The organism is Raoultella sp. T31 (assembly GCF_002806725.1).
Lineage (GTDB): Bacteria > Pseudomonadota > Gammaproteobacteria > Enterobacterales > Enterobacteriaceae > Klebsiella > Klebsiella electrica.
In genome coordinates this window covers 1-23,354 of record NZ_PIBO01000040.1, presented here as the reverse complement: position 1 = coordinate 23,354, position 23,354 = coordinate 1, and the positions used below count along the sequence as shown (strand labels likewise).

Sequence of the window (23,354 nt, the reverse complement as noted above, 5' to 3'; positions counted from 1 at the left end):
TGACTTTTTCATGCGCATCACAGTACGGACAACGGCCCAGCCTGTTTAGTTGGCGTGAGTAATAAATGACTGCAGCTGAGCTTCGCTTTGCAGGCGCTGTTGTACTGTACTGGCCTGCGATTTGCTGGCGAACGGCCCGATCTGAATGCGCCACACCGCACCGTTCTGCACGACGCGGCCAGGCACGGAAAACTGCTGGCTAAGACGCTGCTGATATTGCTGCGCACGGGTCCGATCGCTGACGGCGCCGACCTGAACGACGAAGTCGCCGCTGGCGCTGGCCGCCGAGGCGGCGACGGCAGTCGCCGGTGCTGCCGGCGCGACGCGACCTTGCACAGAACCAGGCGCGGTAACCGGCGCGCTTTGGGGGGCCGTCTGAGTCGCAGGCTCGCTGCTTTCCAGTACACCGCTATTCAGTGGCGTAGGCGCGCCGAGGAAACCGCCGCTTTTCACCGGCGCGCCTACGCTGTCTTCCGGCTTCAGCGTATCATTGCTGATTGGGCGGACATCAGTTTGCGCGGTCGGTTCGCTGGAAACACCGGCGCCGCCGTCAAGATCCGGGCGGGCAGGTAGCGCATAGGTTTGTTTGGCGACGGTAGTACAGGCCATACCCGGGCCGGAAAGCGAACCATCCGGCGCGACGATGATCGGATCGATACGCACTTTGGTGTTATTGGAGGTGTTCAGGCGATCGGCGGAAGCGCGTGAGAGCGAGATAACGCGATCGTTGCCATACGGCCCGCGATCGTTAATGCGCACGACGATCATCCGGCCGTTTGCGAGGTTAGTCACGCGGACGTAGCTTGGGATCGGCAGCGTCGGGTGCGCCGCGGTAAGCTGCGTCGGGTCGAAGGCTTCGCCGGACGCCGTCAGATTGCTGTTGGGTTCCGCGTCATAAATGGCGGCCAGACCGGTCTGAGTAAAGTTAGACGGATCCTGGACGATTTTATAACTTTTACCTTCGCGCTCGTAATCCTGATTCGCCGCGGCATTTGGCGTTTCATAATGCGGATCGGCGCCGCTGATTTCCACGCTTGGGCCATTACAGACGGCCGGCTGTGGAGTGCTGACCGTCTTCTGTTGAACGTCTTCACCCGAACATGCCGCCAGCAGCCCTGCTGCTATGCAAATCCCCAGCCATTGCTTACGCATCGCAAACCCCTTAAACGCTTTTCGACAACATTTTTCTGTGGGTGTGGATCGACATCACGATACCAAACCCGGCCATCAATACGATCAGGGCTGAGCCCCCGTAGCTGACCAGCGGCAACGGTACCCCCACCACTGGTAAAATACCACTCACCATACCAATATTTACGAAGACATAAACGAATAAAATCAACATTAAACCACCGGCCATGACGCGCCCGAAGGTGGTCTGCGCCTGGGCGGCGATCCACAGCCCGCGCATGATGAGCAAAATATAGAGCGCCAGTAGAATCAGCACGCCAATCAGGCCGAGCTCTTCCGCCAGGACCGCAAAGATAAAGTCGGTATGGCGTTCCGGCAGGAATTCAAGTTGCGACTGGGTGCCGTGCAGCCAGCCTTTGCCGCGTAAGCCGCCGGAGCCAATGGCGATTTTCGACTGAATAATATGATAGCCGGCACCCAGCGGATCGGTCTCCGGGTCGAGCAACATCATGACGCGCTGACGCTGATAATCATGCATCAGGAAGAACCATAAAATCGGAATAAACGCCGCAATCAGCACCACCGCCACGCCAATCAGACGCCAGCTCAGCCCGGAAAGGAACAGCACGAACAGGCCAGACAACGCAATCAGAATGGAGGTCCCGAGGTCCGGCTGGGCGGCAACCAGCAGAGTTGGCAGGAAAATCAGCACCAGCGCAATGGCGGTATTCTTCAGCGAGGGCGGGCACACATCGCGGTTGATAAAGCGCGCGACCATCAGCGGCACGGCGATTTTAGCAATTTCCGATGGCTGAAAGCGCACGACGCCAAGATCCAGCCAGCGCTGGGCACCTTTGGAAATCGCGCCGAAAGCGTCAACCGCGACCAGCAAAATGATACAGAAGATATAGAGATAGGGCGCCCAGCCTTCATACACGCGCGGCGGGATTTGCGCCATCACGATCATGATAACCACGCCCATGGCGATCTGGCCTATTTTACGCTCCATCATCCCGATATCCTGGCCGCTGGCGCTCCAGATAACCAGCGCGCTGTAGGTCAGCAGCGCCAGCAGAATCAGCACCATGGTCGGATCGAGATGGATTTTATCCCATAGCGATTTTTTGTTCGGATTATCGGTCATTATTGATCCTCCCCCGCCGTTACCGCCGGGTTTTCACTCGGCAAGTTTGTGTTGTTATCGCCCAGCATAATGTGGTCGAGAATCTGGCGCATAATGGTGCCGACCGCCGGGCCGGCGCCGCCGTTCTCAAGAATGATGGCAACAGCAACCTGGGGATTGTTATAAGGGGCAAACGCCGTCATAAGTTTATGGTCGCGCAGACGTTCCGCGATGCGGTGCGCGTTATAGGTTTCATTAGCTTTCAGGCCAAACACCTGGGCCGTACCGGATTTCGCCGCAATTTTATACGGCGCGCTGGCGAAGTATTTATGTGCGGTACCGTTGCCGCGGTTGGCTACGCCGAACATCCCGTCTTTGGCGATTTCCCAGAAGCCGGAGTGAATATCGCCGACCGGCGGCTCGTGCGGCTGAACCCAGGGAACCTGCTTACCGTCTTCGACGGTGCTTTGCAGCAGGTGGGGGACTTTCACGACGCCGTCGTTAATCAGAATCATCAGCGCCTTGTTCATCTGAATCGGCGTTGCGGTCCAGTAGCCCTGGCCGATTCCGACCGGGATGGTGTCACCCTGATACCAGGGCTTCTTAAAGCGCTTCAGCTTCCATTCGCGGGTCGGCATATTCCCGGAGCGCTCTTCGGAGAGATCGATACCGGTATAGTGGCCGTAACCGAATTTGCTCATCCACTCGGAGAGGCGGTCGATCCCCATATCATAGGCGACCTGATAGAAGTAAGTATCGGCAGACTCTTCGAGCGCTTTGGTCACGTTCAGGTGCCCGTGCCCCCATTTTTTCCAGTCACGGTAGCGCTTGTCAGAACCCGGCAGCTGCCACCAGCCCGGGTCGAACAGGCTGGTATTGCGGGTGATGACGTTCGCGCTGAGGGCCGATACGGCGACATAAGGCTTCACCGTCGACGCCGGCGGGTAAACCCCCTGGGTCGCGCGGTTGACCAGCGGAGTATTCGGGTCGTTCAGCAGGGTGGAGTAGTCTTTACTGGAGATGCCGTCCACAAACAGGTTCGGGTCGTAACTCGGCGTGGAGACCAGCGCGAGGATACTGCCGGTACGCGGGTCGGTGACGACCACGGCAGCGCGGCTCCCGGCGAGCAGAGTCTCAATATACTGCTGAAGCTTGAGATCGAGGGTCAAATAGATATCGCGCCCGGCCTGCGGCGGCACCTCTTTGAGCTGGCGAATAACGCGGCCACGGTTATTGACTTCGACCTCTTCATAGCCGGTCTGACCGTGCAGGACATCTTCGTAATAGCGCTCGATTCCCAGCTTGCCAATATCATGCGTGGAAGCGTAGTTGGCCAGCTTGCCCTCTTTATCCAGGCGATCGACGTCTTTATCGTTTATTTTTGAGACGTAGCCGATAACGTGGGTCAGCGCGGAGTTATAGGGGTAGTAGCGGCGTTTATAGCCTTTTACCTCGACACCGGGAAAGCGGTACTGGTTAACCGCAAAACGGGCCACCTGGACTTCGCTGAGGTTGACCTTGACGGGAATCGAAGTAAAGCGATGGGAACGCGAGCGTTCTTTTTTGAAGTTGGCGATGTCATCATCGCTCAGATCGATGACATCGCGTAACGCATCCAGCGTTTGCTGCACGTTATCGACTTTTTCCGGCATCATCTCCAGCTGGTAGATGGTGCGGTTCAGCGCCAGCGGCGTGCCGTTGCGGTCATAGATAATGCCGCGACTGGGCGGAATAGGGACCAGTTTAATACGGTTTTCGTTGGAGCGCGTTTGATAGTCGGTGTAGCGAACAATCTGCACGTTATAAAGATTGGCAACCAGTATGCCGGTAAGCAGCAAAATCCCCAAAAAAGCGACCAGCGCCCGGCGCACGAACAGCGAGGATTCAGCCGTATAGTCGCGGAAAGAATTCTGTAATTTCATTCGCTGCTTAGTCTACCCTGGTCATCATTATTCACGGTGGTAAGGGTGGTTGGTGGTAATGCTCCACGCACGATACAGGCTCTCAGCGACCAGTACGCGTACCAGCGGGTGAGGCAACGTGAGGGTGGAGAGCGACCAACTCTGTTCCGCTGCTGCTTTACATGCCGGAGAGAGCCCCTCGGGACCGCCGATAAGCAGGCTGACGTCGCGGCCATCCTGTTTCCAGCGCTCCAGTTCTCGCGCCAGCTGCGGCGTATCCCACGGTTTTCCCGGAATATCCAGGGTCACGATGCGATTTTTGCCTGCGGCCGCCAGCATCATTTCCCCTTCTTTTTCGAGGATGCGCTTGATGTCGGCATTTTTACCGCGTTTACCGGCGGGAATTTCCAGCAGCTCGAACGGCATATCTTTTGGAAAACGGCGCAAATATTCACTAAAGCCGGTCTGAACCCAGTCCGGCATCTTGGTGCCAACGGCCACCAGTTGCAGCTTCACGCATTAACTCCAGAGTTTTTCCAGCTCGTACAGATGACGGCTCTCTTCCTGCATAACGTGAACCATGACGTCGCCAAGGTCGACAACAATCCAGTCGGCGGCGTTTTCACCTTCAACGCCCAGCGGCAGCATGCCTGCGGCGCGAGACTCTTGTACTACGTGGTCGGCGATGGACATGACATGGCGCGTGGAGGTGCCGGTGCAAATAATCATGCAATCTGTAATGCTGGATTTGCCATGAACGTCAATGGCAACGATGTCCTGACCTTTCAGGTCATCAATTTTGTCGATAACAAAATCCTGGAGTGCTTTACCCTGCAAGAGTTCCCCCTGGGTGAGTGAAGATTGATAATAAACAGCCTGACAGTATACCTGAACTTGTCGGAAAGTCGGGATAAATGTCGGTCAGCAAGCGATGGCGGCGGCTATCATCCCATCCATCGCCCGTGATTGCATCGCCATTTTTGTAAAACAATTTCTGGAAACATCTTTTGGCCGATGCGTTCAGGCTGCGGAGAATAACAGCCTGCTCTGACCTGTCAATGGTCTGCACGGAATTCTTCTTCCTTCTGCCAGCGCGCCTGGCTATTTAATACCCGCAGGGTGGCAAAATCAGCGTGCAGTTCGAGTTCGCTCCATGCGCCATGGGCGACAGGGAAATGCCACATCGTCTCCGCTGGCAGCTTCAGCAACAGCGCGATCAGCAGGCTCAGCCCCCCTTTATGGCCGACGATCAGCAGATGGTCCGGCTGCGGATGTTGCGTCAGCTTCCCGGCAAACGTGCGGACGCGGTGGGCAAAATGCGGAAAACTTTCGCCGTTGGTCGGCGCCGCATGCTGCCAGTCCGCGCACCAGGCGGCATAGTTTTCGGCGTCTTCGCGCTGTAAGTCACGATGATGGCGCATTTCCCAGTCGCCAAAAAACATCTCATTAAGTTCGGGGACTATCTGCCGGGGAATATTGCGTGCGCCGAGCAGCAGGTCGGCGGTGATATGGGTGCGTTCCAGCTCGCTGCAGAGGACGCTATCGAAGGGAACCGCCTGCAGCAACTGACCGAGCGTTTGCGCCTGCGTCATCCCGCGCCCGGTTAACGGGGTCGGGGCGTGTCCGCTGTAAAGGCCGGCAACATTGGCCTCAGTTTCACCATGTCGAACTAACCATAATTTCACTGAATATACGCCTTCTGGCATCGTAAAGAGATGAGGGAGAGTATAAGCGAACCGGCGCGCTGCTATTGCATCCGGCGTCACGAACGCCGGGGCAACGGGCGGTTAACAGTAGAGTTTTTGCTGATGGATATACGTCAGTACCGCCGCCGGCAGCATGTCAGCGCAGGATTCCCCGCGTTCCAGGCGCTGGCGGATAAGCGTTGCCGAAATGTCAAACCACGGGGTTTCCGCCAGATAGATAACCCCGGCGGGACGGTTGTGCAGCTGTTCTGCGTCGTGTGTTAAACGTTTGTCCAGCCACCGCTGATCCTCCTCCCGTTGCATCACCAGCGGATAGCCAGGGCGGCGGCAAACGATCAGATGCACATTATCCAGAATCGAGGCGTAATTGTGCCAGGTCGGGAAGGTGAGCAGCGAGTCCTGGCCAATAATGAAGGCCAGCGGCCGGTCTGGCCCTTGTTCCTGTCGCCACTCTTCCAGCGTTTGCGCCGACCAGGATGGCGTCTGACGCTGAAGCTCACGCTCATCAAGCACGAACAACGGCTTATCGGCAATGGCCAGCGCCAGCATCTGTTTACGCTGGGCGCTGGTGGCTTCAGGCTGCGGGCGGTGCGGCGGAACATTGTTTGGGACGATAATCACTTTCTCAAGGCCAATCTGATTCGCCAGAATCTCAACCGGTTTGAGGTGTCCATAGTGCACCGGATCAAAGGTGCCGCCGTACATTGCCTGCAACTGAGTCATATCAACCATCAATAAATACGTCTGCCAGCGCTTTATGGCAGAGCAACAAAGAAAGGCTCTCTAACTCCGGCCAGATGGCGCTACCGTAATCCTGTTTAAACGTCAGCTCCGCTCGGGTCAGCAGAGTGACCGCCTGGCGCAACTGGTCTGTGCTGAGGCGCGCGAGCGCATCGCTGACCAGCTGTCGACGGTTCTGCCACACCCGATGCTTATCGAAGAGCGTACGCAGCGGCGTATGGGCCGACTGGCGTTTCAGGTTAACCAGCAGCAGCAGCTCGCGCTGGAGCGTGCGCAGCAGAATAGCCGGTTCGCTCCCTTCGAGGCGTAACTGCTGCAGGATATGCAGCACCCGCTTGCTTTTGCCGGCCAGCAGCGCATCCACCCAGTGATAGGGCGTGAAGTGGGCGGCGTCGTTCACCGCCTGTTCGACGCGGGGCAGCGTCAGCTTGCCATCCGGCCACAGCAGAGAGAGCCGCTCCAGCGCCTGCGCCAGCGCCAGCAGATTGCCTTCATAGCAGTAGCACAGTAGCTGACTGGCGGCATCATCAAGATGCAAATGGTGTTGTTTTGCTCGCGCCGCCAGCCATCGCGGCAGCTGCGCATATTCCGGCGTCTGACAGCTCACCTGAACCGCGCGGCTGGCCAGCGCGCTAACCCAGGCGGCATTTTCCTGCGCTTTGCTGAGCTTATTACCGCGAACGATTAACAGCAGGTCGTCATGGAGCATGCTGACCAGGGTGGCAAGCTGTTCGTTAATCGCCGCGTTAGGGCCATTTTCCGGCAGCACCAGCAGCAGCGTCTGACGGCTGGCGAACAGGCTCATGGCCTGGCTGAGTGAGAAGAGGGCGGGCCAGTCGGTGCTGGCGTCGATAGACGCGGTATGGTGCTCGGTAAAGCCCTGGGTAGCAGCGGCTTCGCGAATCGCGTCCTGACTTTCCTGCAGCAGCAACGGATCGCTGCCGAGTAATAAATAGGCCGCGCGCAGCCCTTCAGTGAGCTGCGCGCGGAGTTGTTCCGGGTACAACCGAATCATCAGTTACCCAGCGTAGTGGAGACGCGGTTGCCAGAGGTGGTGGAAGCGGGCGTGACCGTCTTCTCTTCCCCTTTCGTGGCTTCAACATCAGCAACGTGGACGCTTGGCAGTTTACGAATCAGCTGTTCCGCGGCTTTGTCGTACATCTCCTGGATTATCATATCCTGCTCGGCGTCTTTCGCTAACGCCGCCTGCGAGTTATCGAAGAACGAGCGGTAGACTTTCGTCGAGATCGGATAGATATCATGGCCCGGGATGAGCACGCGTGCCTGTACCGTCAGCACCATCTGATATTCAGCCGTACGACCATCCTGGAAAATGGAGGCCGTGTCTTTCTGAATGGATGACGCATCCAGACGCAGGGAAGGAATATCCTTGCGCAGCGTGCTGCCGTCGATGATCTCGACGCCATTCAGACGCAGCTGATTACGCACTGAACGACTTAACGGGCCATTCGGATCGCTCGACTGAACGATCATGGTTTTCATCGCGGTGGGCACCTGAGTGGTACTCCGCAGATGCCAGCCGCATCCGGCGGTGACGAGCACCGCCAGAGATAACAACAATGTTGCCAGATATCGCACGCTTCCTCCTGTGCTTAGCCAACGACCAGGTTGAGCAGTTTGCCCGGGACGTAAATCACTTTACGTACGGTTACACCGTCGAGATACTTCGCGACCAGATGTTCCTGGCCCGCACGTTCACGAACCTGTTCTTCGCTTGCATCGACAGGAACGGTAATTTTACCACGGACTTTACCATTGACCTGAACAACAACCAGGGTGGTATTTTCAACCATGGCGCTTTCATCGGCGACCGGCCACGGCGCGTTGTCGATATCGCCTTCACCGCCCAGCTCCTGCCACAGCGTGAAGCTGGCGTGCGGGGTGAACGGATTGAGCATGCGCACAACCGCCAGCAGAGCCTCACGCATCAGCGCGCGATCCTGTTCGTTTTCCTGCGGCGCTTTCGCCAGTTTGTTCATCAGCTCCATGATCGCGGCGATCGCGGTGTTGAAGGTCTGACGACGGCCGATATCATCGGTCACTTTGGCGATCGTTTTATGGACATCGCGACGCAGCGCCTGCTGATCTTCGCTCAGGCTGGCAGCATCCAGCGCGGCAACCGGGCCCTGAATGGTGTGCTCGTAAACCAGTTTCCAGACACGTTTCAGGAAGCGGTTCGCCCCTTCTACGCCGGACTCCTGCCATTCCAGCGTCATATCCGCCGGAGAGGCGAACATCATGAACAGACGAACGGTATCCGCGCCGTAACGTTCTACCATTTCCTGCGGGTCGATGCCGTTGTTCTTCGACTTGGACATCTTGCTCATGCCGGTGTAGACCAGCTCATGACCTGCAGCGTCTTTGGCCTTCACAATGCGGCCTTTCTCGTCACGTTCAACAATTGCGTCTTTCGGAGAAACCCAGTTACGCTCGCCGTTTTCGCCAACGTAATAGAAGGCGTCAGCCAGTACCATCCCCTGACACAGCAGCTGTTTTGCCGGCTCGTCGGAGTTAACCATACCCGCGTCGCGCATCAGCTTATGGAAGAAGCGGAAGTACAGCAGGTGCATAATCGCATGTTCGATCCCGCCGATGTAAATATCGACCGGCAGCCAGTAGTTGGCGGCGTTTGGATCCAGCATTCCGTCATTGTACTGCGGGCAGGTGTAGCGCGCGTAGTACCAGGAAGACTCCATAAAGGTATCGAAGGTGTCGGTTTCGCGCAGCGCAGGCTGACCGTTAACGGTGGTTTTTGCCCACTGCGGATCGGCCTTGATCGGGCTGGTGATACCGTCCATGACCACATCTTCCGGCAGGATCACCGGCAGCTGATCTTCCGGCGTTGGCAGCACGGTACCGTCTTCGAGGGTGACCATTGGAATCGGCGCGCCCCAGTAACGCTGACGGGAAACGCCCCAGTCGCGAAGGCGGTAGTTAATTTTGCGTTCGCCAACGCCCATCGCCGCCAGTTTGTCGGCGATAGCGTTGAAGCCCGCTTCGTGGCTCAGGCCGTCAAACTCGCCGGAGTTGAACAGTGCGCCTTTTTCAGTCAGCGCCTGTTCGGACAGATCCGGTTCTGAGCCGTCCGCCGCCAGAATAACCGGCTTAATGTTCAGACCATATTTGCTGGCAAATTCGTAGTCGCGCTGATCGTGACCCGGAACGGCCATCACGGCGCCGGTGCCATATTCCATCAGCACGAAGTTGGCCGCCCAGACCGGAATTTCTTCGCCGGTCAGCGGGTGAATCGCTTTGAAGCCGGTATCGACGCCTTTTTTCTCCATTGTTGCCATTTCTGCTTCGGCGACTTTGGTGTTGCGGCACTCGTCGATAAACGCAGCCAGTTCCGGGTTGTTCGCTGCCGCCTGCTGCGCCAGCGGGTGACCCGCGGCAACGGCCAGGTAGGTGCAGCCCATGAAGGTGTCCGGACGGGTGGTGTAGACGGTCAGCTTGTCGGCGTACTCGTTAACGTTGAAGGAGATTTCTACCCCTTCGGAGCGGCCGATCCAGTTGCGCTGCATGGTCTTAACGGTATCAGGCCAGTGATCCAGTTTATCCAGATCGTTGAGCAGTTCGTCGGCGTAGGCGGTGATTTTGATAAACCACTGCGGGATCTCTTTACGCTCAACTTTGGTATCGCAGCGCCAGCAGCAGCCGTCGATCACCTGTTCGTTGGCGAGAACGGTCTGGTCGTTCGGGCACCAGTTCACCGCAGATGTTTTTTTGTACACCAGGCCTTTTTTGTACAGCTCGGTGAAGAATTTTTGCTCCCAGCGGTAGTATTCCGGGGTGCAGGTCGCCACTTCACGGCTCCAGTCATAGCCAAAGCCCAGCTTTTTCAGCTGGTTTTTCATGTAGGCAATATTGTCGTAGGTCCACGGGGCCGGCGCGGTGTTGTTTTTTACCGCGGCGCCTTCCGCCGGCAGACCAAACGCATCCCAGCCGATCGGCTGCAGAACGTTTTTGCCGAGCATACGCTGGTAGCGGGCAATGACGTCGCCGATGGTGTAGTTACGCACGTGACCCATGTGTAGTCGACCAGAAGGATAAGGAAGCATCGACAGGCAGTAATACTTCTCTTTGCTCTCGTCTTCAGTTACTTCAAATGTACGATGATCGTCCCAGTGAAGCTGGACTTTCGATTCTATCTCTTCCGGGCGGTATTGCTCTTGCATGGCAGCCAGTGGTCCTGTTTTCAATACAGCTACAAAATGTAGCCAATGGATGTGTTATCAGATCGGCATAGCATAGCCCAAACGCCCACGTCAAAACAGCCTTTCGCACATTAACATCGGCAAAAGCGGCGGAGACTATTTCGCGACTCTGTGGGCTAACTGGCAAAGCAGACAGCAAATAACGTCTATTATTAGAAGAAGTTAACCACACCGGAGGCGAAATGATGAACAAGGTTGCTCAATTCTACCGTGAACTGGTGTCGACGCTCAGTGAACGGCTGCGCAGTGGAGAACGCGATATTGACGCGCTGGTGGAACAGGCGCGGGTGAAAATTAGCCAGTCTGGTGAGTTAACGCATCGCGAAGTTGAGACGCTGACCAAAGCGGTCAGGCGCGATCTGGAGGAGTTTGCCCTCAGCTATGAAGAGAGCCAGGATGAACTGACGGACAGCGTGTTTATGCGGGTGATCAAAGAGAGCCTGTGGCAGGAGCTGGCGGATATTACCGACAAAACCCAGCTGGAATGGCGCGAAGTGTTCCAGGATCTCAACCACCACGGGGTTTACCACAGTGGCGAAGTGGTGGGGCTGGGAAATCTGGTGTGTGAACACTGCCATTATCACCTGGCGGTCTATACCCCGGATATTCTGCCGCGTTGCCCGAAATGCGGCCATGACCAGTTCCAGCGTCGTCCTTTTGAGCCTTGATACGCCGCGCAGAAGTTGCTGAAAACCAGGCGCGCACCTGCTGATGCGCGCCTGCAAAGCAACAAATTAATGCAGGATTTTGGCGAGGAAGTCTTTCGCGCGGTCGGATTGCGGATTGGCGAAAAACGCTTCTTTGTCAGAATCTTCGACAATTTTCCCTTCATCCATAAAGATCACCCGGTTGGCGACCTTACGGGCAAAGCCCATTTCGTGCGTCACCACCATCATCGTCATGCCTTCGTTGGCCAGCTCGACCATGACATCCAGCACTTCGTTGATCATTTCCGGATCCAGCGCGGAAGTCGGTTCATCAAACAGCATCGCAATCGGATCCATACAGAGCGCGCGGGCGATAGCCACACGCTGCTGCTGGCCGCCGGAGAGCTGGGCCGGGTATTTATCGGCATGGGCGGAGAGCCCCACGCGTTCCAGCAGCTTCAGGCCTTTTGCCCGGGAAGCGGCTTTGTCGCGATTAAGCACTTTCACCTGCGCCAGCGTCAGGTTATCGATAATCGACAGATGCGGAAACAGTTCAAAGTGCTGGAACACCATCCCGACGCGGGAGCGCAGCCTGGCGAGGTTGGTTTTTTTATCGTTCACTTTGGTACCATCAACGGTAATCTCGCCCTGTTGGATTGGTTCAAGGCCGTTGACGGTTTTAATCAGCGTCGATTTGCCCGAGCCGGAAGGCCCGCACACCACCACCACTTCACCTTTTTTCACTTCCGTGGAGCAATCGGTCAGCACCTGAAAGTGACCATACCATTTTGAAACGTTTTTCAGGGTAATCATTACACAGTCCTTTTCTTCAACCAGCTGACCAACAGCGATGCGCTGAGACTAATGACAAAATAAACGGCGCCTGCGAACAGGATCATCTCGACCTGGGTTCCGTCGCGCTCACCGATGGTGGAGGCGGTACGGAAGAAATCGGCCAGGCTCAGAACGTAAACCAGAGAAGTATCCTGGAACAGCACGATCCCCTGAGTGAGCAGCAGCGGCACCATGGCGCGAAACGCCTGCGGCAGAATAATCAGCTTCATGGATTGCCACTGGGTCATCCCCAGCGCCAGCGCGGCGCTCGACTGGCCGCGAGAGATACTCTGGATACCCGCGCGGATAATTTCCGAATAGTACGCCGCTTCAAACATCGAGAAGGCCACCATCGCGGAGATCAGGCGGATATCGCTCTTCGGCGACAGGCCAAGAACGTTCTGCAGGAAACCAGGAACAATCAGATAAAACCACAGCAGGACCATCACCAGCGGGATCGAGCGGAATACGTTGACATAGGTCTTCGCAAACCATGCCAGCGGCAGGAAGCTTGACAGGCGCATGACCGCCAGCAGGGTGCCCCAGACGATGCCGAAAATGATGGCGGTTACGGTGATTTTCAGCGTGATAACCAGCCCGGCCAGCAGGTAGGGCATCGATGGAACGATAGAACTCCAGTCAAAATCGTACATGATTATTTGCCCCCCATATTGCCCGGCAGGCGGACCTTGCGTTCAACCACATACATCACCAGCATAATCACCGCATTAATAAACACATAGGCGAGGGTAATCGCGGTAAAGGATTCCCAGGCGTGGGCCGAGTAATCCAGCAGCTTGCCTGCCTGTGCCGCCATATCCGCCAGCCCGATGGTGGAGGCGATGGCTGAGTTTTTCACCAGGTTCATCATCTCCGAGGTCATCGGCGGCACAATCACCCGATAGGCGTTGGGCAGCAGGACGTAACGATAGGTCTGCGGCAGCGTCAGACCCATGGCCAGCCCGGCGTTTTTCTGGCCGCGCGGCAGCGACTGAATGGCGGCGCGCACCTGTTCGCATACGCGCGCGGCGGTAAACAGCCCCAGACACATCATCGAAGAGAGAAAGAACTGAATATTCGGATCGAGTTCGGATTTAAACCACATGCCGATGTTTTCCGGCAGGAGCTCCGGCACCACCAGGTACCAGGTGAAGAACTGAACGATCAGCGGGACATTACGGAACAGTTCGACATAGCAGGTGCCGATACTGGATAACCAGCGGTTAGGGGCGGTGCGTAAAATGCCGAACAGCGAGCCGACGAAAAAAGCGATAATCCAGGCGCTAATCGACAGGGCGATGGTGACCTGAAAGCCGCTCCAGAGCCAACCCAGATAGGTGGTATTGCCGAACGGGGCCTGTTGCAGGAAGATTCCCCAGTTCCAGTCTATTGACATAAATGACTCCTGGAAAAAAAAGGGTAGCATCGCTACCCTCGAAGATCGTTGTTCAGCTTGTTTCGGTATTCGCGGCGGCTGGGGAACGACCAGCCGCCGTATAGTCTGTCCGTGCTGTCACAACAATCGGGAGGGCAGGATCTCCTGCCCCTTGTTTTTTTAATTAGTTCAGAGCTTTATCGTTAGGGGTCTTGAACAGCGTCTTCATGTCGTCGGAGAGTTCGAAGTTCATATTCAGATTTTTCGGCGGAATCGGGTTTTTGAACCATTTATCAAACCATTTTTCCGCTTCGCCGGAGGTCTGGGCGCTGGCAACGGTGTCATCAATCAGCTTTTTAAACTGCGGATCGTCTTTGCGCAGCATACAGCCGTAGGCTTCTTTCGACTGGGGCGTGCCGACTATCTCCCAGTTATCCGGTTTCTTCGCTTTCGCGCGTTCGCCGGCCAGCAGCGCATCGTCCATCATAAAGGCCACCGCACGACCGCTTTCCAGAGTACGGAAGGAGTCGCCGTGGTCTTTAGCGCTGATAATGCGCATGTTCATTTTCTTCTCATCATTGAGCTTATGCAGCAGAACTTCGGAGGTGGTGCCGGAGGTGACGACAACCGCTTTGTCTTTCAGATCCGGGAAATCTTTAATCGCACCGCCTTTTTTCACCAGCAGGCGAGTACCCACGACGAAAATGGTATTGGAGAAGGCGGCTTGTTTCTGACGTTCAAGGTTATTGGTCGTGGAGCCGCACTCGAAGTCATAGGTCCCGTTCTGCAGCAGCGGAATACGGTTTTGCGAGGTTACCGGCACCAGTTTTACCTGCAGGTCAGGCTTATTCAGCTGCTTCTTGATGGCGTCAACGATAGCGTTGGAGTAGTCCTGAGAGTAGCCGACCACTTTTTGTTGATTGTCGTAGTAGGAAAACGGTACGGAGGATTCACGGTGGCCGACGACGATAACGCCGTTTTTAGCGATTTTGTCCAGCGTGCTGCCCGCTGCCGGGGCGGCATCTTCCGCATGCGCCAGGCCGGCGGTCATACCCATGACCAGCATCGCTGTGGCCAGTTTACGTAATTGCATATCCAACTCCTTATCCGCAGCGTCACTGACGCTTTTGATACCCATTGTGAATGTGTGTGTGCGTTATTATGGCTGCGATCCCGATGTGCAGCATTTGTATGTGTTTGTTAGCATTTAGTTTGGCTTAATGTAAAGATTTTGCTGCTTTATTGTTTATTTTTGCGAAGTGCTCCGCACCATTTAAAGGCAAAAATCGTCCATTGCACCAGCTGAGTGCCTGAGGTGAGCGATGCTGGTGCAACAGGGTTAAACCAACAATCAATGTCGCCGCGACCTGAGTATATTAAGCAATGGTCGTGCCAGATTGACGAGTGGAGAGACAGGAAAGGAGAGAAGGGCGGCCCCGGTGATGGCTAACGACCGGGGCTGCGCGGAGCGACAAGACGATCCGCAGGCAATAACGACTAGCGGCGACGCTGGCGCAGGCTCATGATCAGCGCGCCGAAACCCAACAGCGCGGTCAGCGCCCACAGCGGCCAGTTACCGGTACGGGCGTAAGGAGTCAGGCCGGAAGTCGGGGTGACTTTGGTGGTCAGCACGGCGCGGGTGAACTGCGGGATCATATCCTGAATTTCCCCACGCGGGCCAATGACGGCGGTAATACCGTTATTGGTGCTGCGCAGCAGCGGACGCGCCAGCTCGAGGGCGCGCATCCGCGCCATCTGGAAGTGCTGCCATGGACCGATGGACTTGCCAAACCAGGCATCGTTGGAGATGGTCAGCAGATAGTCGGTATCCGGGCGGAAGTTATCCCGCACCTGCTCGCCGAGAATAATCTCGTAGCAGATAGCCGCCGTCAGCTTCATGTTATGCGCCACCAGCTGCGGCTGCACGTACGGGCCGCGGCTGAAAGAGGACATCGGTAAATCGAAGAACGGCGCCAGCGGGCGAAGAATGGACTCCAGCGGCACGAATTCACCGAACGGCACCAGGTGATTCTTGTTGTAGCGATCGGTGGAATCGTAGCTGTAGGGGTTATCTTTGCCCAGCGTAATGATGGTGTTGTAGGTATCGTAACGATTCTGCGGATTAAGCCGGGCGTCGACAATACCGGTAATCAACGAGCTGCCTTTCGCGCGCAGCAGGTCGTCCATCATAACCAGGAAATTCTGCTGGTTGATTTCCAGATCCGGGATCGCCGATTCCGGCCAGACGATTAGCTGGGATGACCCCATATGCGGCTGCGTCAAATCCAGATAGATTTTCAGCGTATTCACCAGCTGGTTTTCATCCCATTTCAGCGCCTGGGGAATATTGCCCTGCACTAAAGATACCTGGGTTGCCCGCTCAGGCAGTAGCTGATACCACTGGATGTAGCGCAGCGGAAAGGGCAGGGCGAACAGGACGATGGCCGCAATCAGCGGTTTCCAGCGGCGCTGAATGAGCGCAAGCACCAGCAGGCCGCTGACCACCATCAACAGGAAGTTAATGGCTTCAACGCCCATCACCGGCGCTAACCCTTTCAGCGGACCGTCAATCTGGCTGTAGCCAAATTGCAGCCACGGGAAGCCGGTCAGTACCCAGCCGCGCAGGAATTCGGTGATTTGCCAGACAACCGGCGCGGCGATCGCGACGCGTATCCAGTTGGTTTTGGGCCACAGGCGCGACAGGATGCCGGCGAACAGTCCGGTGTACAGCGACATATATGCCGCCAGCAGGACCACGAGGAATACGTTGACCGGGCCGGGCATGCCGCCGAACTGGGCGATGCTGACATAGACCCAGTGGATGCCGGAACCGAACAGCCCCAGCCCCCAGAAAAAGCCTATCCAGGTGCTTTGCAGCGGACGTCGGTTGAGGGTCAGCCCCTGCAGGCCGATTAACGAAACCATCGCCGCAGGCCAGATGTCATAAGGAGAAAAAGCCAGCGTTCCGCTGGCTCCGAATAATAGCGCCAGCAGCAGACGTACGCGCTGGCGTTCGATGAGAGAGGCAAATACCATTTAGGTTAATCGTCCCGTGTAATTAATCTTCCAGCTTCGGCTGTGGCGCGTCGTCAGGAAGTTTGACATGTACCTGGATGATACGTCGGCTATCGGCCATGGCGACTTTGAATTGGTAACCATCGATGTCAATAGACTCTCCGCGCGCCGGCAGATGGCCAAAGGCCTGCATCACCAGCCCGCCAATGGTATCGACTTCTTCATCGCTGAAGTGAGTGCCGTAGGCTTCGTTGAAATCTTCAATGGAGGCCAGGGCGCGCACCGTCCAGGTGTGGCGGCTCAACTGACGAAAATCGATATCTTCTTCTTCATCGTATTCGTCTTCGATTTCGCCGACGATAAGCTCAAGGATGTCTTCAATGGTCACCAGACCGGAGACACCGCCGAACTCATCGATCACGATAGCCATATGGTAACGCTGGGAGCGGAACTCTTTCAGCATGCGGTCGACCCGCTTACTTTCAGGCACGACAACCGCCGGGCGTAACACTTTTTCCATGCTGAACGCTTCGGAGTCGCTGCGCATAAACGGCAGCAGGTCCTTGGCCATCAGAATCCCTTCAATGTGATCTTTATCTTCGCTGATGACCGGGAAACGCGAGTGGGCGGACTCGATGATCACATCGAGGCATTCGTCCAGGGTCTGGTTGCGTTTCAGGGTAATCATTTGCGAGCGGGGGATCATGATATCGCGGACGCGCTGGTCGGCGATGTCCATGACCCCTTCGAGCATATCGCGCGTATCTTCATCGATAAGGTCGTTTTGCCCGGAATCACGGATCAGCTCCAGCAGTTCGTCACGGTTTTTCGGTTCCCCGTGAAAAAGCTGGCTGAGTAACAGGGAGAAGAATCCCTTTTTGCTGTTTACTGTGTCACTACTGTGTGAATTGTCGTCGCTCATGGCGTCGTGTGGGTTCTCATGTCAGTTAATTTGTCGCTCGTCGCGCGTGTGTTCAGCGCCGGACGGCACGGGGGCCGCTCGCCGGTAAAACCGGCGGCAGGCTATTCCTTCTCGGCAATGTACGGATCCTCATAGCCCAGAGCAAGCATTATCTCTGTTTCGAGGCTTTCCATCTCTTCCGCTTCTTCATCAATGATATGGTCATAGCCCAGCAGGTGCAGACTGCCGTGAATCACCATATGCGCCCAGTGCGCCTCCAGCGGCTTGTCTTGCTCTTTGGCTTCCTGTTCAACGACCTGACGGCAGATGATCAGATCGCCAAGCAGCGGCAGTTCGATACCCGGCGGAGCTTCAAACGGGAACGACAGCACGTTGGTCGGCTTATCCTTGCCGCGATAGGTCAGATTCAACTCATGGCTTTCGGCTTCGTCTACCAGGCGCACGGTCACTTCTGACTCCTCCTGGAACTGGGGAATGACGGCATCTACCCAGCGTTGAAACTGAGCTTCATCCGGCAACCCGGCGTTATCTTCGCAAGCCAGCTGTAAATCGAGAATAACCTGACTCATTTCTGCTCCTGTTCCTGGGCTTCGCGTTTGCGCTCGGCGGCCAGTTCTGCTTTACGTTTCTGATCCGCCTCTTCCCATGCTTCATACGCATTGACGATGCGGGCAACTACCGGGTGGCGCACCACATCTTCGCTATGGAAGAAATTGAAGCTGATTTCATCGACTTCCGCCAGCACCTCAATGGCGTGGCGCAGGCCGGATTTGGTGCTGCGCGGCAGGTCTATCTGAGTGACGTCGCCGGTGATCACCGCTTTTGAATTAAAACCGATACGGGTCAGGAACATCTTCATCTGTTCGATGGTGGTGTTCTGGCTTTCATCGAGAATGATAAATGCATCGTTCAGCGTGCGCCCGCGCATATAGGCCAGCGGCGCGACTTCGATAACGTTGCGCTCAATCAGTTTCTCGACCTTCTCAAAACCGAGCATCTCGAACAGCGCATCGTACAGCGGGCGCAGGTACGGATCGACTTTCTGGCTCAGGTCACCGGGCAGGAAGCCGAGCTTTTCTCCGGCTTCGACGGCAGGGCGGGTGAGCAGAATACGGCGTACGTCCTGGCGTTCGAGCGCATCGACCGCAGCGGCAACCGCAAGGTAGGTTTTCCCGGTCCCGGCAGGGCCGACGCCGAAGGTAATATCATGATCGAGGATGTTGGCGATGTACTGCGCCTGGTTTGGCGTCCGCGGCTTAATCACGCCACGCCGGGTTTTGATATTGACGGCCTTGCCGTACTCCGGCACGCTCTCGGCGCTTTGTTCCAGCACCCGCGCCTCTTTAATGGCCAGATGAATCTGTTCCGGCTCAATATCCTGAATCTGTCCGCGCATCGGTGCAGTATCGACGTACAGGCTGCGCAGGATATCGGCCGCTGCGTTCACGCAGATCATGCGCCCGGTCAGTTTAAAGTGGTTGTCACGGCGATTAATTTCGATGCCTAATCGACGTTCCAGCTGTTTGATGTTGTCGTCGAACGGGCCGCACAGCCCCAGCAGGCGTGCGTTATCCGCTGGCTCCAGGGTAATTTCACGGGTTTCTATGTTCAAACTGTTCCTCTTTACGCGTTTTGCCGGATAGCGAACGTTTCCGGCCAGTAAGGAAATTATTCACGTCATGGGAATATGGCGCAAGCATTGCGATGAATATTGGGCCGGGGAGAGGAAATACAAGGCCTGCCGGGGTCGGCAGGCCTGAACGGATCACGGCTGATAGGTTCCGACGCCGAGGTCGTTTTCTTTGCGGGTGCGGGCGATAACGGATTCCGGCGATTCCGCGATACGCAGCCCCATTTCCTCTTCGGTACGCACAATTTTACCGCGCAGCGAGTTGGTGTAGACGTCAACGATTTCTACATCGACAAACTTACCGACCATATCCGGGGTGCCTTCGAAGTTGACTACCCGGTTATTCTCGGTGCGCCCTGAGAGCTCCATGATACTTTTGCGGGAGGTGCCTTCAACCAGAATACGCTGGGTGGTGCCAAGCATGCGGCGGCTCCAGGCCATAGCCTGCTGGGTGATGCGCTCCTGCAGAATATACAGACGCTGCTTCTTGTCCTGTTCCGGGACGTCGTCGACCATATCCGCCGCCGGTGTTCCCGGACGGGCAGAGAAGATAAAGCTGTAGCTCATGTCGTGATTGACATCGGCAATCAGCTTCATGGTCTTCTCGAAATCGTCATTGGTTTCGCCAGGGAAGCCAACGATAAAGTCGGAGCTAATCTGAATATTCGGGCGCGCCTCGTACAGCTTGCGGATAATCGCTTTGTACTCCAGCGCCGTATGAGTACGCCCCATCAGGTTCAGCACCCGGTCGGAACCACTCTGCACCGGTAAATGCAGGAAGCTCACCAGCTCCGGGGTATCGCGATAGACATCAATGATGTCATCGGTAAACTCGATAGGGTGGCTGGTGGTAAAGCGAATACGGTCGATACCGTCGATTGCCGCCACCAGACGCAGCAGATCGGCAAAACTGCCGGTCGTTCCATCGTAGTTCTCGCCGCGCCAGGCGTTGACGTTCTGTCCGAGCAGGTTGACCTCGCGGACGCCCTGAGCGGCCAACTGGGCAATCTCGAACAGGATATCGTCGGAAGGACGGCTGACCTCTTCGCCGCGGGTGTAAGGCACCACGCAGTAGGTACAGTATTTATTGCAGCCTTCCATAATGGAGACGAATGCCGTCGGGCCCTCGGCGCGCGGTTCCGGCAGACGGTCGAATTTTTCGATTTCAGGGAAACTGACGTCCACAACCGGGCTGCGGTTGCCGCGAACGGAGTTGATCATCTCCGGCAGGCGATGGAGCGTCTGCGGCCCGAAAATAATATCGACGTAGTGGGCGCGTTGGCGGATATGGTGACCTTCCTGAGAGGCGACACAACCACCGACGCCAATAATCAGGTCGGGGTTCTTCTCTTTCAGTAGCTTCCAGCGGCCTAACTGATGGAAGACTTTTTCCTGAGCCTTCTCACGGATTGAGCAGGTATTGAGCAGCAGCACATCCGCTTCTTCCGCCACTTCGGTCAGTTGATACCCGTGCGTGGCATCCAGCAGATCGGCCATCTTTGATGAATCATATTCGTTCATCTGACAGCCCCAGGTTTTAATATGGAGTTTTTTTGTCATCGACTTGCTCATGCTTAAGTATATATACCCAAAGCTATTTTCTTCACCGGGAATGACTCTGCAATGTGAAGGACAGCGGGTATAAAGCCAGGATTGCAGGGCGCGTATTGTAATGCTTTGGTCGCGCCCTGACCAGTGCGAGCGTTATCACCACGAGGTGGGAAAAAATCCGGTAAACTTATCGGATTCAGGTTTAAGGATAATTGCCATGACAATTCATGCAACAGATGTCGCCATCGTGGGTGGCGGAATGGTTGGCGGAGCCCTGGCGCTGGGGCTGGCGCAGCACGGTTTTACGGTAACGGTCATCGAAACATCGGCCCCGCCGGCATTTGTGCCCTCAGCGCCGCCGGATGTGCGTATTTCGGCGATTAGCGCCGCTTCCGTCGGGTTACTGAACAGCCTCGGCGTCTGGGATGCGGTGCGCGCTATGCGGGCGCATCCCTATCGTCGGCTGGAGACCTGGGAATGGGAGGACGCGCATGTGACCTTTGATGCCGCCGAGCTGAAGCTGCCTGAGCTGGGTTACATGGTGGAAAACAATGTTCTGCAGCTCGCGCTGTGGCAGGCGCTGACGGCGCATGAGCGCATTACGCTCCGGGTTGGCGCCTCGTTACAGGAGATGCAGCGGGAGGAGACCTGCACGACATTGCGTCTGAGCGACGGCGGCGAATGCGCGGCCAGGTTGGTTATCGGCGCGGATGGCGCCAACTCGCAGGTGCGCCAGCTGGCCGGAATCGGCGTTCACGCGTGGCAGTATCAGCAATCCTGCATGCTGATTAGCGTGCAGTGCGCAGAGGAGCCTGGCAACAGCACCTGGCAGCAGTTTACGCCGTCGGGGCCGCGCGCGTTTCTGCCGCTGTTCGACAATTGGGCATCGCTGGTGTGGTATGACACGCCCGCGCGTATTCGCCAGCTGCAGGGGATGAGTATGCCGCAGCTACAGCAGGAGATTGCGCGCCACTTCCCCTCCCGGCTGGGGCGCGTCACGCCGCTAAGTGCCGGGGCGTTTCCGCTGACCCGTCGCCATGCGCTGCAGTATGTACAGCCGGGGCTGGCGCTAGTGGGGGATGCCGCACATACCATTCATCCGCTGGCGGGGCAGGGGGTGAATCTGGGCTATCGCGATGTTGATGCCCTGCTGGATATTCTGAGTGAGGCGAAAGGCCAGGGTGAAGCATGGGCAGGTCTGCCGGTGTTGAAACGCTACCAGGCGCGACGCAGGGCGGATAATTTTATTATGCAGTCGAGTATGGATCTGTTTTATGCCGGCTTTACCAACGATCTGGCGCCGGTGCGCGTGCTGCGCAATATCGGCTTAATGGCCGCGGCGCATGCGGGCGTTTTAAAGCGTCAGGCGCTGAAGTACGCGTTGGGATTGTAAGCCCGGTTCCCGGCTGGCGCGCCGCTTAGCCGGGATATGGCTGCGGCGCGTGGTACGCCATCGTCGGCGTATGGCATGAATACCGCGATGCGGATTGAACCGGATGCAGAAAGCAAAAAAACTCGCCGAAGCGAGCTTTTTTGCTATTAAGTGGCTGGGGTACGAGGATTCGAACCTCGGAATGCTGGTATCAGAAACCAGAGCCTTACCGCTTGGCGATACCCCAACAATTTTTTAGGATTTATCGAACTAAATCAATAACTCCGTTGTATGGTGGCTACGACGGGATTCGAACCTGTGACCCCATCATTATGAGTGATGTGCTCTAACCAGCTGAGCTACGTAGCCAATCTTATCATATTCTTCGATGGCTGGGGTACCTGGATTCGAACCAGGGAATGCCGGTATCAAAAACCGGTGCCTTACCGCTTGGCGATACCCCAATAACCGTCGCGGTGAACCGCAAATCTCGAAGAAATATGGCTGGGGTACCTGGATTCGAACCAGGGAATGCCGGTATCAAAAACCGGTGCCTTACCGCTTGGCGATACCCCAATAACCGTCGCGGTGAACCGCAAATCTCGAAGAAATATGGCTGGGGTACCTGGATTCGAACCAGGGAATGCCGGTATCAAAAACCGGTGCCTTACCGCTTGGCGATACCCCAATAACCGTCGCGGTGAACCGCAAATCTCGAAGAAATATGGCTGGGGTACCTGGATTCGAACCAGGGAATGCCGGTATCAAAAACCGGTGCCTTACCGCTTGGCGATACCCCAATAACCGTCGCGGTGAACCGCAAATCTCGAAGAAATATGGCTGGGGTACCTGGATTCGAACCAGGGAATGCCGGTATCAAAAACCGGTGCCTTACCGCTTGGCGATACCCCAACAAAAAAATCTTTTACTTTCGAAGGAGGTTATCGCCAAACTTATTGCCGCTAGCCTTAACGGCTAACTTACCGCCTGGATATACCCCATCCGTGCAACGCTTTGGGTGAATGGTGCGGGAGGCGAGACTTGAACTCGCACACCTTGCGGCGCCAGAACCTAAATCTGGTGCGTCTACCAATTTCGCCACTCCCGCAAAAAAAGATGGTGGCTACGACGGGATTCGAACCTGTGACCCCATCATTATGAGTGATGTGCT

Annotated in this window: 22 protein-coding genes and 8 tRNA genes; 2 read left to right on the top strand and 28 right to left on the bottom strand. The window is 56.3% G+C overall.

Features of this window, described 5'->3' with window-relative positions; all coding sequences use genetic code 11:
* Positions 1–45 precede the first annotated feature (45 nt).
* The 11 genes from rlpA to leuS form a co-directional block, all read right to left on the bottom strand.
* Entirely contained in the window at positions 46–1,152 is a 1,107-nt protein-coding gene (rlpA, locus tag CWM52_RS21370) for an endolytic peptidoglycan transglycosylase RlpA (RefSeq protein WP_100685915.1), read from the bottom strand.
* A gap of 10 nt (positions 1,153–1,162) precedes the next feature.
* Positions 1,163–2,275 carry a peptidoglycan glycosyltransferase MrdB gene (gene mrdB, locus CWM52_RS21365; protein WP_100685914.1) on the bottom strand — a complete coding sequence of 371 codons (1,113 nt, stop codon included), beginning with the start codon at positions 2,273–2,275 and terminating at the stop codon, positions 1,163–1,165.
* Positions 2,275–4,176, bottom strand: a complete 1,902-nt coding sequence (gene mrdA, locus CWM52_RS21360) for a peptidoglycan DD-transpeptidase MrdA (protein WP_100685913.1) — start codon at positions 4,174–4,176, stop codon at positions 2,275–2,277. Before mrdA ends, mrdB begins: the two co-directional genes overlap by 1 nt.
* 27 nt (positions 4,177–4,203) lie before the next feature.
* A complete protein-coding gene (gene rlmH, locus CWM52_RS21355) occupies positions 4,204–4,671 on the bottom strand; it encodes a 23S rRNA (pseudouridine(1915)-N(3))-methyltransferase RlmH (protein WP_100685912.1) in 468 nt (155 codons plus the stop codon).
* Between the two features lie 3 nt (positions 4,672–4,674).
* Positions 4,675–4,992 (bottom strand): ribosome silencing factor, encoded by a 318-nt coding sequence (gene rsfS / locus CWM52_RS21350; RefSeq protein WP_100685911.1) that lies wholly within the window; start codon positions 4,990–4,992, stop codon positions 4,675–4,677.
* Positions 4,982–5,224 carry a hypothetical protein gene (locus tag CWM52_RS26195; RefSeq protein ID WP_131047648.1) on the bottom strand — a complete coding sequence of 81 codons (243 nt, stop codon included), beginning with the start codon at positions 5,222–5,224 and terminating at the stop codon, positions 4,982–4,984. The genes rsfS and CWM52_RS26195 overlap by 11 nt, the downstream gene beginning before the upstream one ends.
* Positions 5,211–5,840, bottom strand: a complete 630-nt coding sequence (locus CWM52_RS21340) for an adenosylcobalamin/alpha-ribazole phosphatase (protein ID WP_100685910.1) — start codon at positions 5,838–5,840, stop codon at positions 5,211–5,213. Before CWM52_RS21340 ends, CWM52_RS26195 begins: the two co-directional genes overlap by 14 nt.
* A gap of 102 nt (positions 5,841–5,942) precedes the next feature.
* Entirely contained in the window at positions 5,943–6,593 is a 651-nt protein-coding gene (gene nadD / locus CWM52_RS21335) for a nicotinate-nucleotide adenylyltransferase (protein WP_165785422.1), read from the bottom strand.
* Positions 6,586–7,617 (bottom strand): DNA polymerase III subunit delta, encoded by a 1,032-nt coding sequence (gene holA, locus CWM52_RS21330; RefSeq protein WP_100685909.1) that lies wholly within the window; start codon positions 7,615–7,617, stop codon positions 6,586–6,588. Before holA ends, nadD begins: the two co-directional genes overlap by 8 nt.
* Complete coding sequence (gene lptE / locus CWM52_RS21325; RefSeq protein WP_100685908.1) at positions 7,617–8,201, bottom strand: LPS assembly lipoprotein LptE; 585 nt, start codon at positions 8,199–8,201, stop codon at positions 7,617–7,619. Before lptE ends, holA begins: the two co-directional genes overlap by 1 nt.
* 14 nt (positions 8,202–8,215) lie before the next feature.
* On the bottom strand, positions 8,216–10,798 hold the full coding sequence (gene leuS / locus CWM52_RS21320; RefSeq protein ID WP_100685907.1) for a leucine--tRNA ligase: 2,583 nt from the start codon (positions 10,796–10,798) through the stop codon (positions 8,216–8,218).
* Positions 10,799–11,022: 224 nt separating this feature from the next.
* Between leuS and CWM52_RS21315 the strand changes: the two genes are divergently transcribed.
* Positions 11,023–11,505: a zinc ribbon-containing protein gene (locus CWM52_RS21315; protein WP_100685945.1), complete on the top strand. Its 483-nt coding sequence runs from the start codon at positions 11,023–11,025 to the stop codon at positions 11,503–11,505.
* Between the two features lie 66 nt (positions 11,506–11,571).
* Here CWM52_RS21315 and CWM52_RS21310 read toward each other — a convergent pair whose 3' ends face one another.
* The 9 genes from CWM52_RS21310 to miaB all read right to left on the bottom strand — a co-directional run bounded on the left by CWM52_RS21310 (position 11,572) and on the right by miaB (position 20,820).
* Positions 11,572–12,297, bottom strand: coding sequence for an amino acid ABC transporter ATP-binding protein (locus CWM52_RS21310; RefSeq protein ID WP_100685906.1), 726 nt, complete (start codon positions 12,295–12,297; stop codon positions 11,572–11,574).
* Positions 12,297–12,971 (bottom strand): glutamate/aspartate ABC transporter permease GltK, encoded by a 675-nt coding sequence (gene gltK / locus CWM52_RS21305; RefSeq protein WP_004859564.1) that lies wholly within the window; start codon positions 12,969–12,971, stop codon positions 12,297–12,299. Before gltK ends, CWM52_RS21310 begins: the two co-directional genes overlap by 1 nt.
* A gap of 2 nt (positions 12,972–12,973) precedes the next feature.
* The gene (locus CWM52_RS21300) at positions 12,974–13,714 is read right to left on the bottom strand and encodes an amino acid ABC transporter permease (RefSeq protein ID WP_004859566.1); all 741 of its coding nucleotides are present in this window, start codon (positions 13,712–13,714) and stop codon (positions 12,974–12,976) included.
* A 163-nt stretch (positions 13,715–13,877) separates the two neighbouring features.
* On the bottom strand, positions 13,878–14,786 hold the full coding sequence (locus CWM52_RS21295) for an amino acid ABC transporter substrate-binding protein (RefSeq protein WP_100685905.1): 909 nt from the start codon (positions 14,784–14,786) through the stop codon (positions 13,878–13,880).
* Between the two features lie 404 nt (positions 14,787–15,190).
* The gene (lnt, locus tag CWM52_RS21290) at positions 15,191–16,729 is read right to left on the bottom strand and encodes an apolipoprotein N-acyltransferase (RefSeq protein WP_100685904.1); all 1,539 of its coding nucleotides are present in this window, start codon (positions 16,727–16,729) and stop codon (positions 15,191–15,193) included.
* 22 nt (positions 16,730–16,751) lie between these two features.
* Complete coding sequence (corC, locus tag CWM52_RS21285; protein ID WP_004859572.1) at positions 16,752–17,630, bottom strand: CNNM family magnesium/cobalt transport protein CorC; 879 nt, start codon at positions 17,628–17,630, stop codon at positions 16,752–16,754.
* 101 nt (positions 17,631–17,731) lie between these two features.
* Positions 17,732–18,199, bottom strand: a complete 468-nt coding sequence (gene ybeY / locus CWM52_RS21280; RefSeq protein ID WP_100685903.1) for an rRNA maturation RNase YbeY — start codon at positions 18,197–18,199, stop codon at positions 17,732–17,734.
* Positions 18,196–19,242 carry a PhoH family protein gene (locus tag CWM52_RS21275; RefSeq protein ID WP_004859576.1) on the bottom strand — a complete coding sequence of 349 codons (1,047 nt, stop codon included), beginning with the start codon at positions 19,240–19,242 and terminating at the stop codon, positions 18,196–18,198. Before CWM52_RS21275 ends, ybeY begins: the two co-directional genes overlap by 4 nt.
* A 153-nt stretch (positions 19,243–19,395) precedes the next feature.
* A complete protein-coding gene (gene miaB / locus CWM52_RS21270; RefSeq protein ID WP_100685902.1) occupies positions 19,396–20,820 on the bottom strand; it encodes a tRNA (N6-isopentenyl adenosine(37)-C2)-methylthiotransferase MiaB in 1,425 nt (474 codons plus the stop codon).
* 208 nt (positions 20,821–21,028) lie between these two features.
* Here miaB and ubiF point away from each other — a divergent pair, with 208 nt between their 5' ends.
* Positions 21,029–22,204 carry a 3-demethoxyubiquinol 3-hydroxylase gene (ubiF, locus tag CWM52_RS21265; RefSeq protein WP_100685901.1) on the top strand — a complete coding sequence of 392 codons (1,176 nt, stop codon included), beginning with the start codon at positions 21,029–21,031 and terminating at the stop codon, positions 22,202–22,204.
* Between the two features lie 151 nt (positions 22,205–22,355).
* Here the strand turns inward: ubiF and CWM52_RS21260 are convergent.
* From CWM52_RS21260 to CWM52_RS21225, 8 genes are all read right to left on the bottom strand, one after another.
* Positions 22,356–22,430, bottom strand: a tRNA-Gln gene (locus CWM52_RS21260).
* A 45-nt stretch (positions 22,431–22,475) separates the two neighbouring features.
* Positions 22,476–22,552 (bottom strand) — tRNA-Met (locus CWM52_RS21255).
* A 20-nt stretch (positions 22,553–22,572) separates the two neighbouring features.
* Positions 22,573–22,647 (bottom strand) — tRNA-Gln (locus tag CWM52_RS21250).
* A 37-nt stretch (positions 22,648–22,684) separates the two neighbouring features.
* A tRNA-Gln gene (locus CWM52_RS21245) sits at positions 22,685–22,759 on the bottom strand.
* A gap of 37 nt (positions 22,760–22,796) precedes the next feature.
* Positions 22,797–22,871 (bottom strand) — tRNA-Gln (locus CWM52_RS21240).
* 37 nt (positions 22,872–22,908) lie between these two features.
* A tRNA-Gln gene (locus tag CWM52_RS21235) sits at positions 22,909–22,983 on the bottom strand.
* 37 nt (positions 22,984–23,020) lie between these two features.
* A tRNA-Gln gene (locus tag CWM52_RS21230) sits at positions 23,021–23,095 on the bottom strand.
* A 111-nt stretch (positions 23,096–23,206) separates the two neighbouring features.
* Positions 23,207–23,291, bottom strand: a tRNA-Leu gene (locus CWM52_RS21225).
* Positions 23,292–23,354: the final 63 nt, after the last annotated feature.

Excerpts from the sequence above, each read along its gene's own strand:
- nadD (WP_165785422.1), bottom strand. The coding sequence starts at position 6,593 with ATGGTTGATATGACTCAGTTGCAGGCAATGTACGGCGGCACCTTTGAT.
- mrdA (WP_100685913.1), bottom strand. The coding sequence starts at position 4,176 with ATGAAATTACAGAATTCTTTCCGCGACTATACGGCTGAATCCTCGCTG.
- CWM52_RS21310 (WP_100685906.1), bottom strand. The coding sequence starts at position 12,297 with ATGATTACCCTGAAAAACGTTTCAAAATGGTATGGTCACTTTCAGGTG.
- leuS (WP_100685907.1), bottom strand. The coding sequence starts at position 10,798 with ATGCAAGAGCAATACCGCCCGGAAGAGATAGAATCGAAAGTCCAGCTT.
- miaB (WP_100685902.1), bottom strand. The coding sequence starts at position 20,820 with ATGACAAAAAAACTCCATATTAAAACCTGGGGCTGTCAGATGAACGAA.
- lnt (WP_100685904.1), bottom strand. The coding sequence starts at position 16,729 with ATGGTATTTGCCTCTCTCATCGAACGCCAGCGCGTACGTCTGCTGCTG.
- ubiF (WP_100685901.1), top strand. The coding sequence starts at position 21,029 with ATGACAATTCATGCAACAGATGTCGCCATCGTGGGTGGCGGAATGGTT.
- CWM52_RS21300 (WP_004859566.1), bottom strand. The coding sequence starts at position 13,714 with ATGTCAATAGACTGGAACTGGGGAATCTTCCTGCAACAGGCCCCGTTC.
- gltK (WP_004859564.1), bottom strand. The coding sequence starts at position 12,971 with ATGTACGATTTTGACTGGAGTTCTATCGTTCCATCGATGCCCTACCTG.
- holA (WP_100685909.1), bottom strand. The coding sequence starts at position 7,617 with ATGATTCGGTTGTACCCGGAACAACTCCGCGCGCAGCTCACTGAAGGG.
- CWM52_RS21295 (WP_100685905.1), bottom strand. The coding sequence starts at position 14,786 with ATGCAATTACGTAAACTGGCCACAGCGATGCTGGTCATGGGTATGACC.
- corC (WP_004859572.1), bottom strand. The coding sequence starts at position 17,630 with ATGAGCGACGACAATTCACACAGTAGTGACACAGTAAACAGCAAAAAG.
- mrdB (WP_100685914.1), bottom strand. The coding sequence starts at position 2,275 with ATGACCGATAATCCGAACAAAAAATCGCTATGGGATAAAATCCATCTC.
- rlpA (WP_100685915.1), bottom strand. The coding sequence starts at position 1,152 with ATGCGTAAGCAATGGCTGGGGATTTGCATAGCAGCAGGGCTGCTGGCG.
- ybeY (WP_100685903.1), bottom strand. The coding sequence starts at position 18,199 with ATGAGTCAGGTTATTCTCGATTTACAGCTGGCTTGCGAAGATAACGCC.
- CWM52_RS21315 (WP_100685945.1), top strand. The coding sequence starts at position 11,023 with ATGAACAAGGTTGCTCAATTCTACCGTGAACTGGTGTCGACGCTCAGT.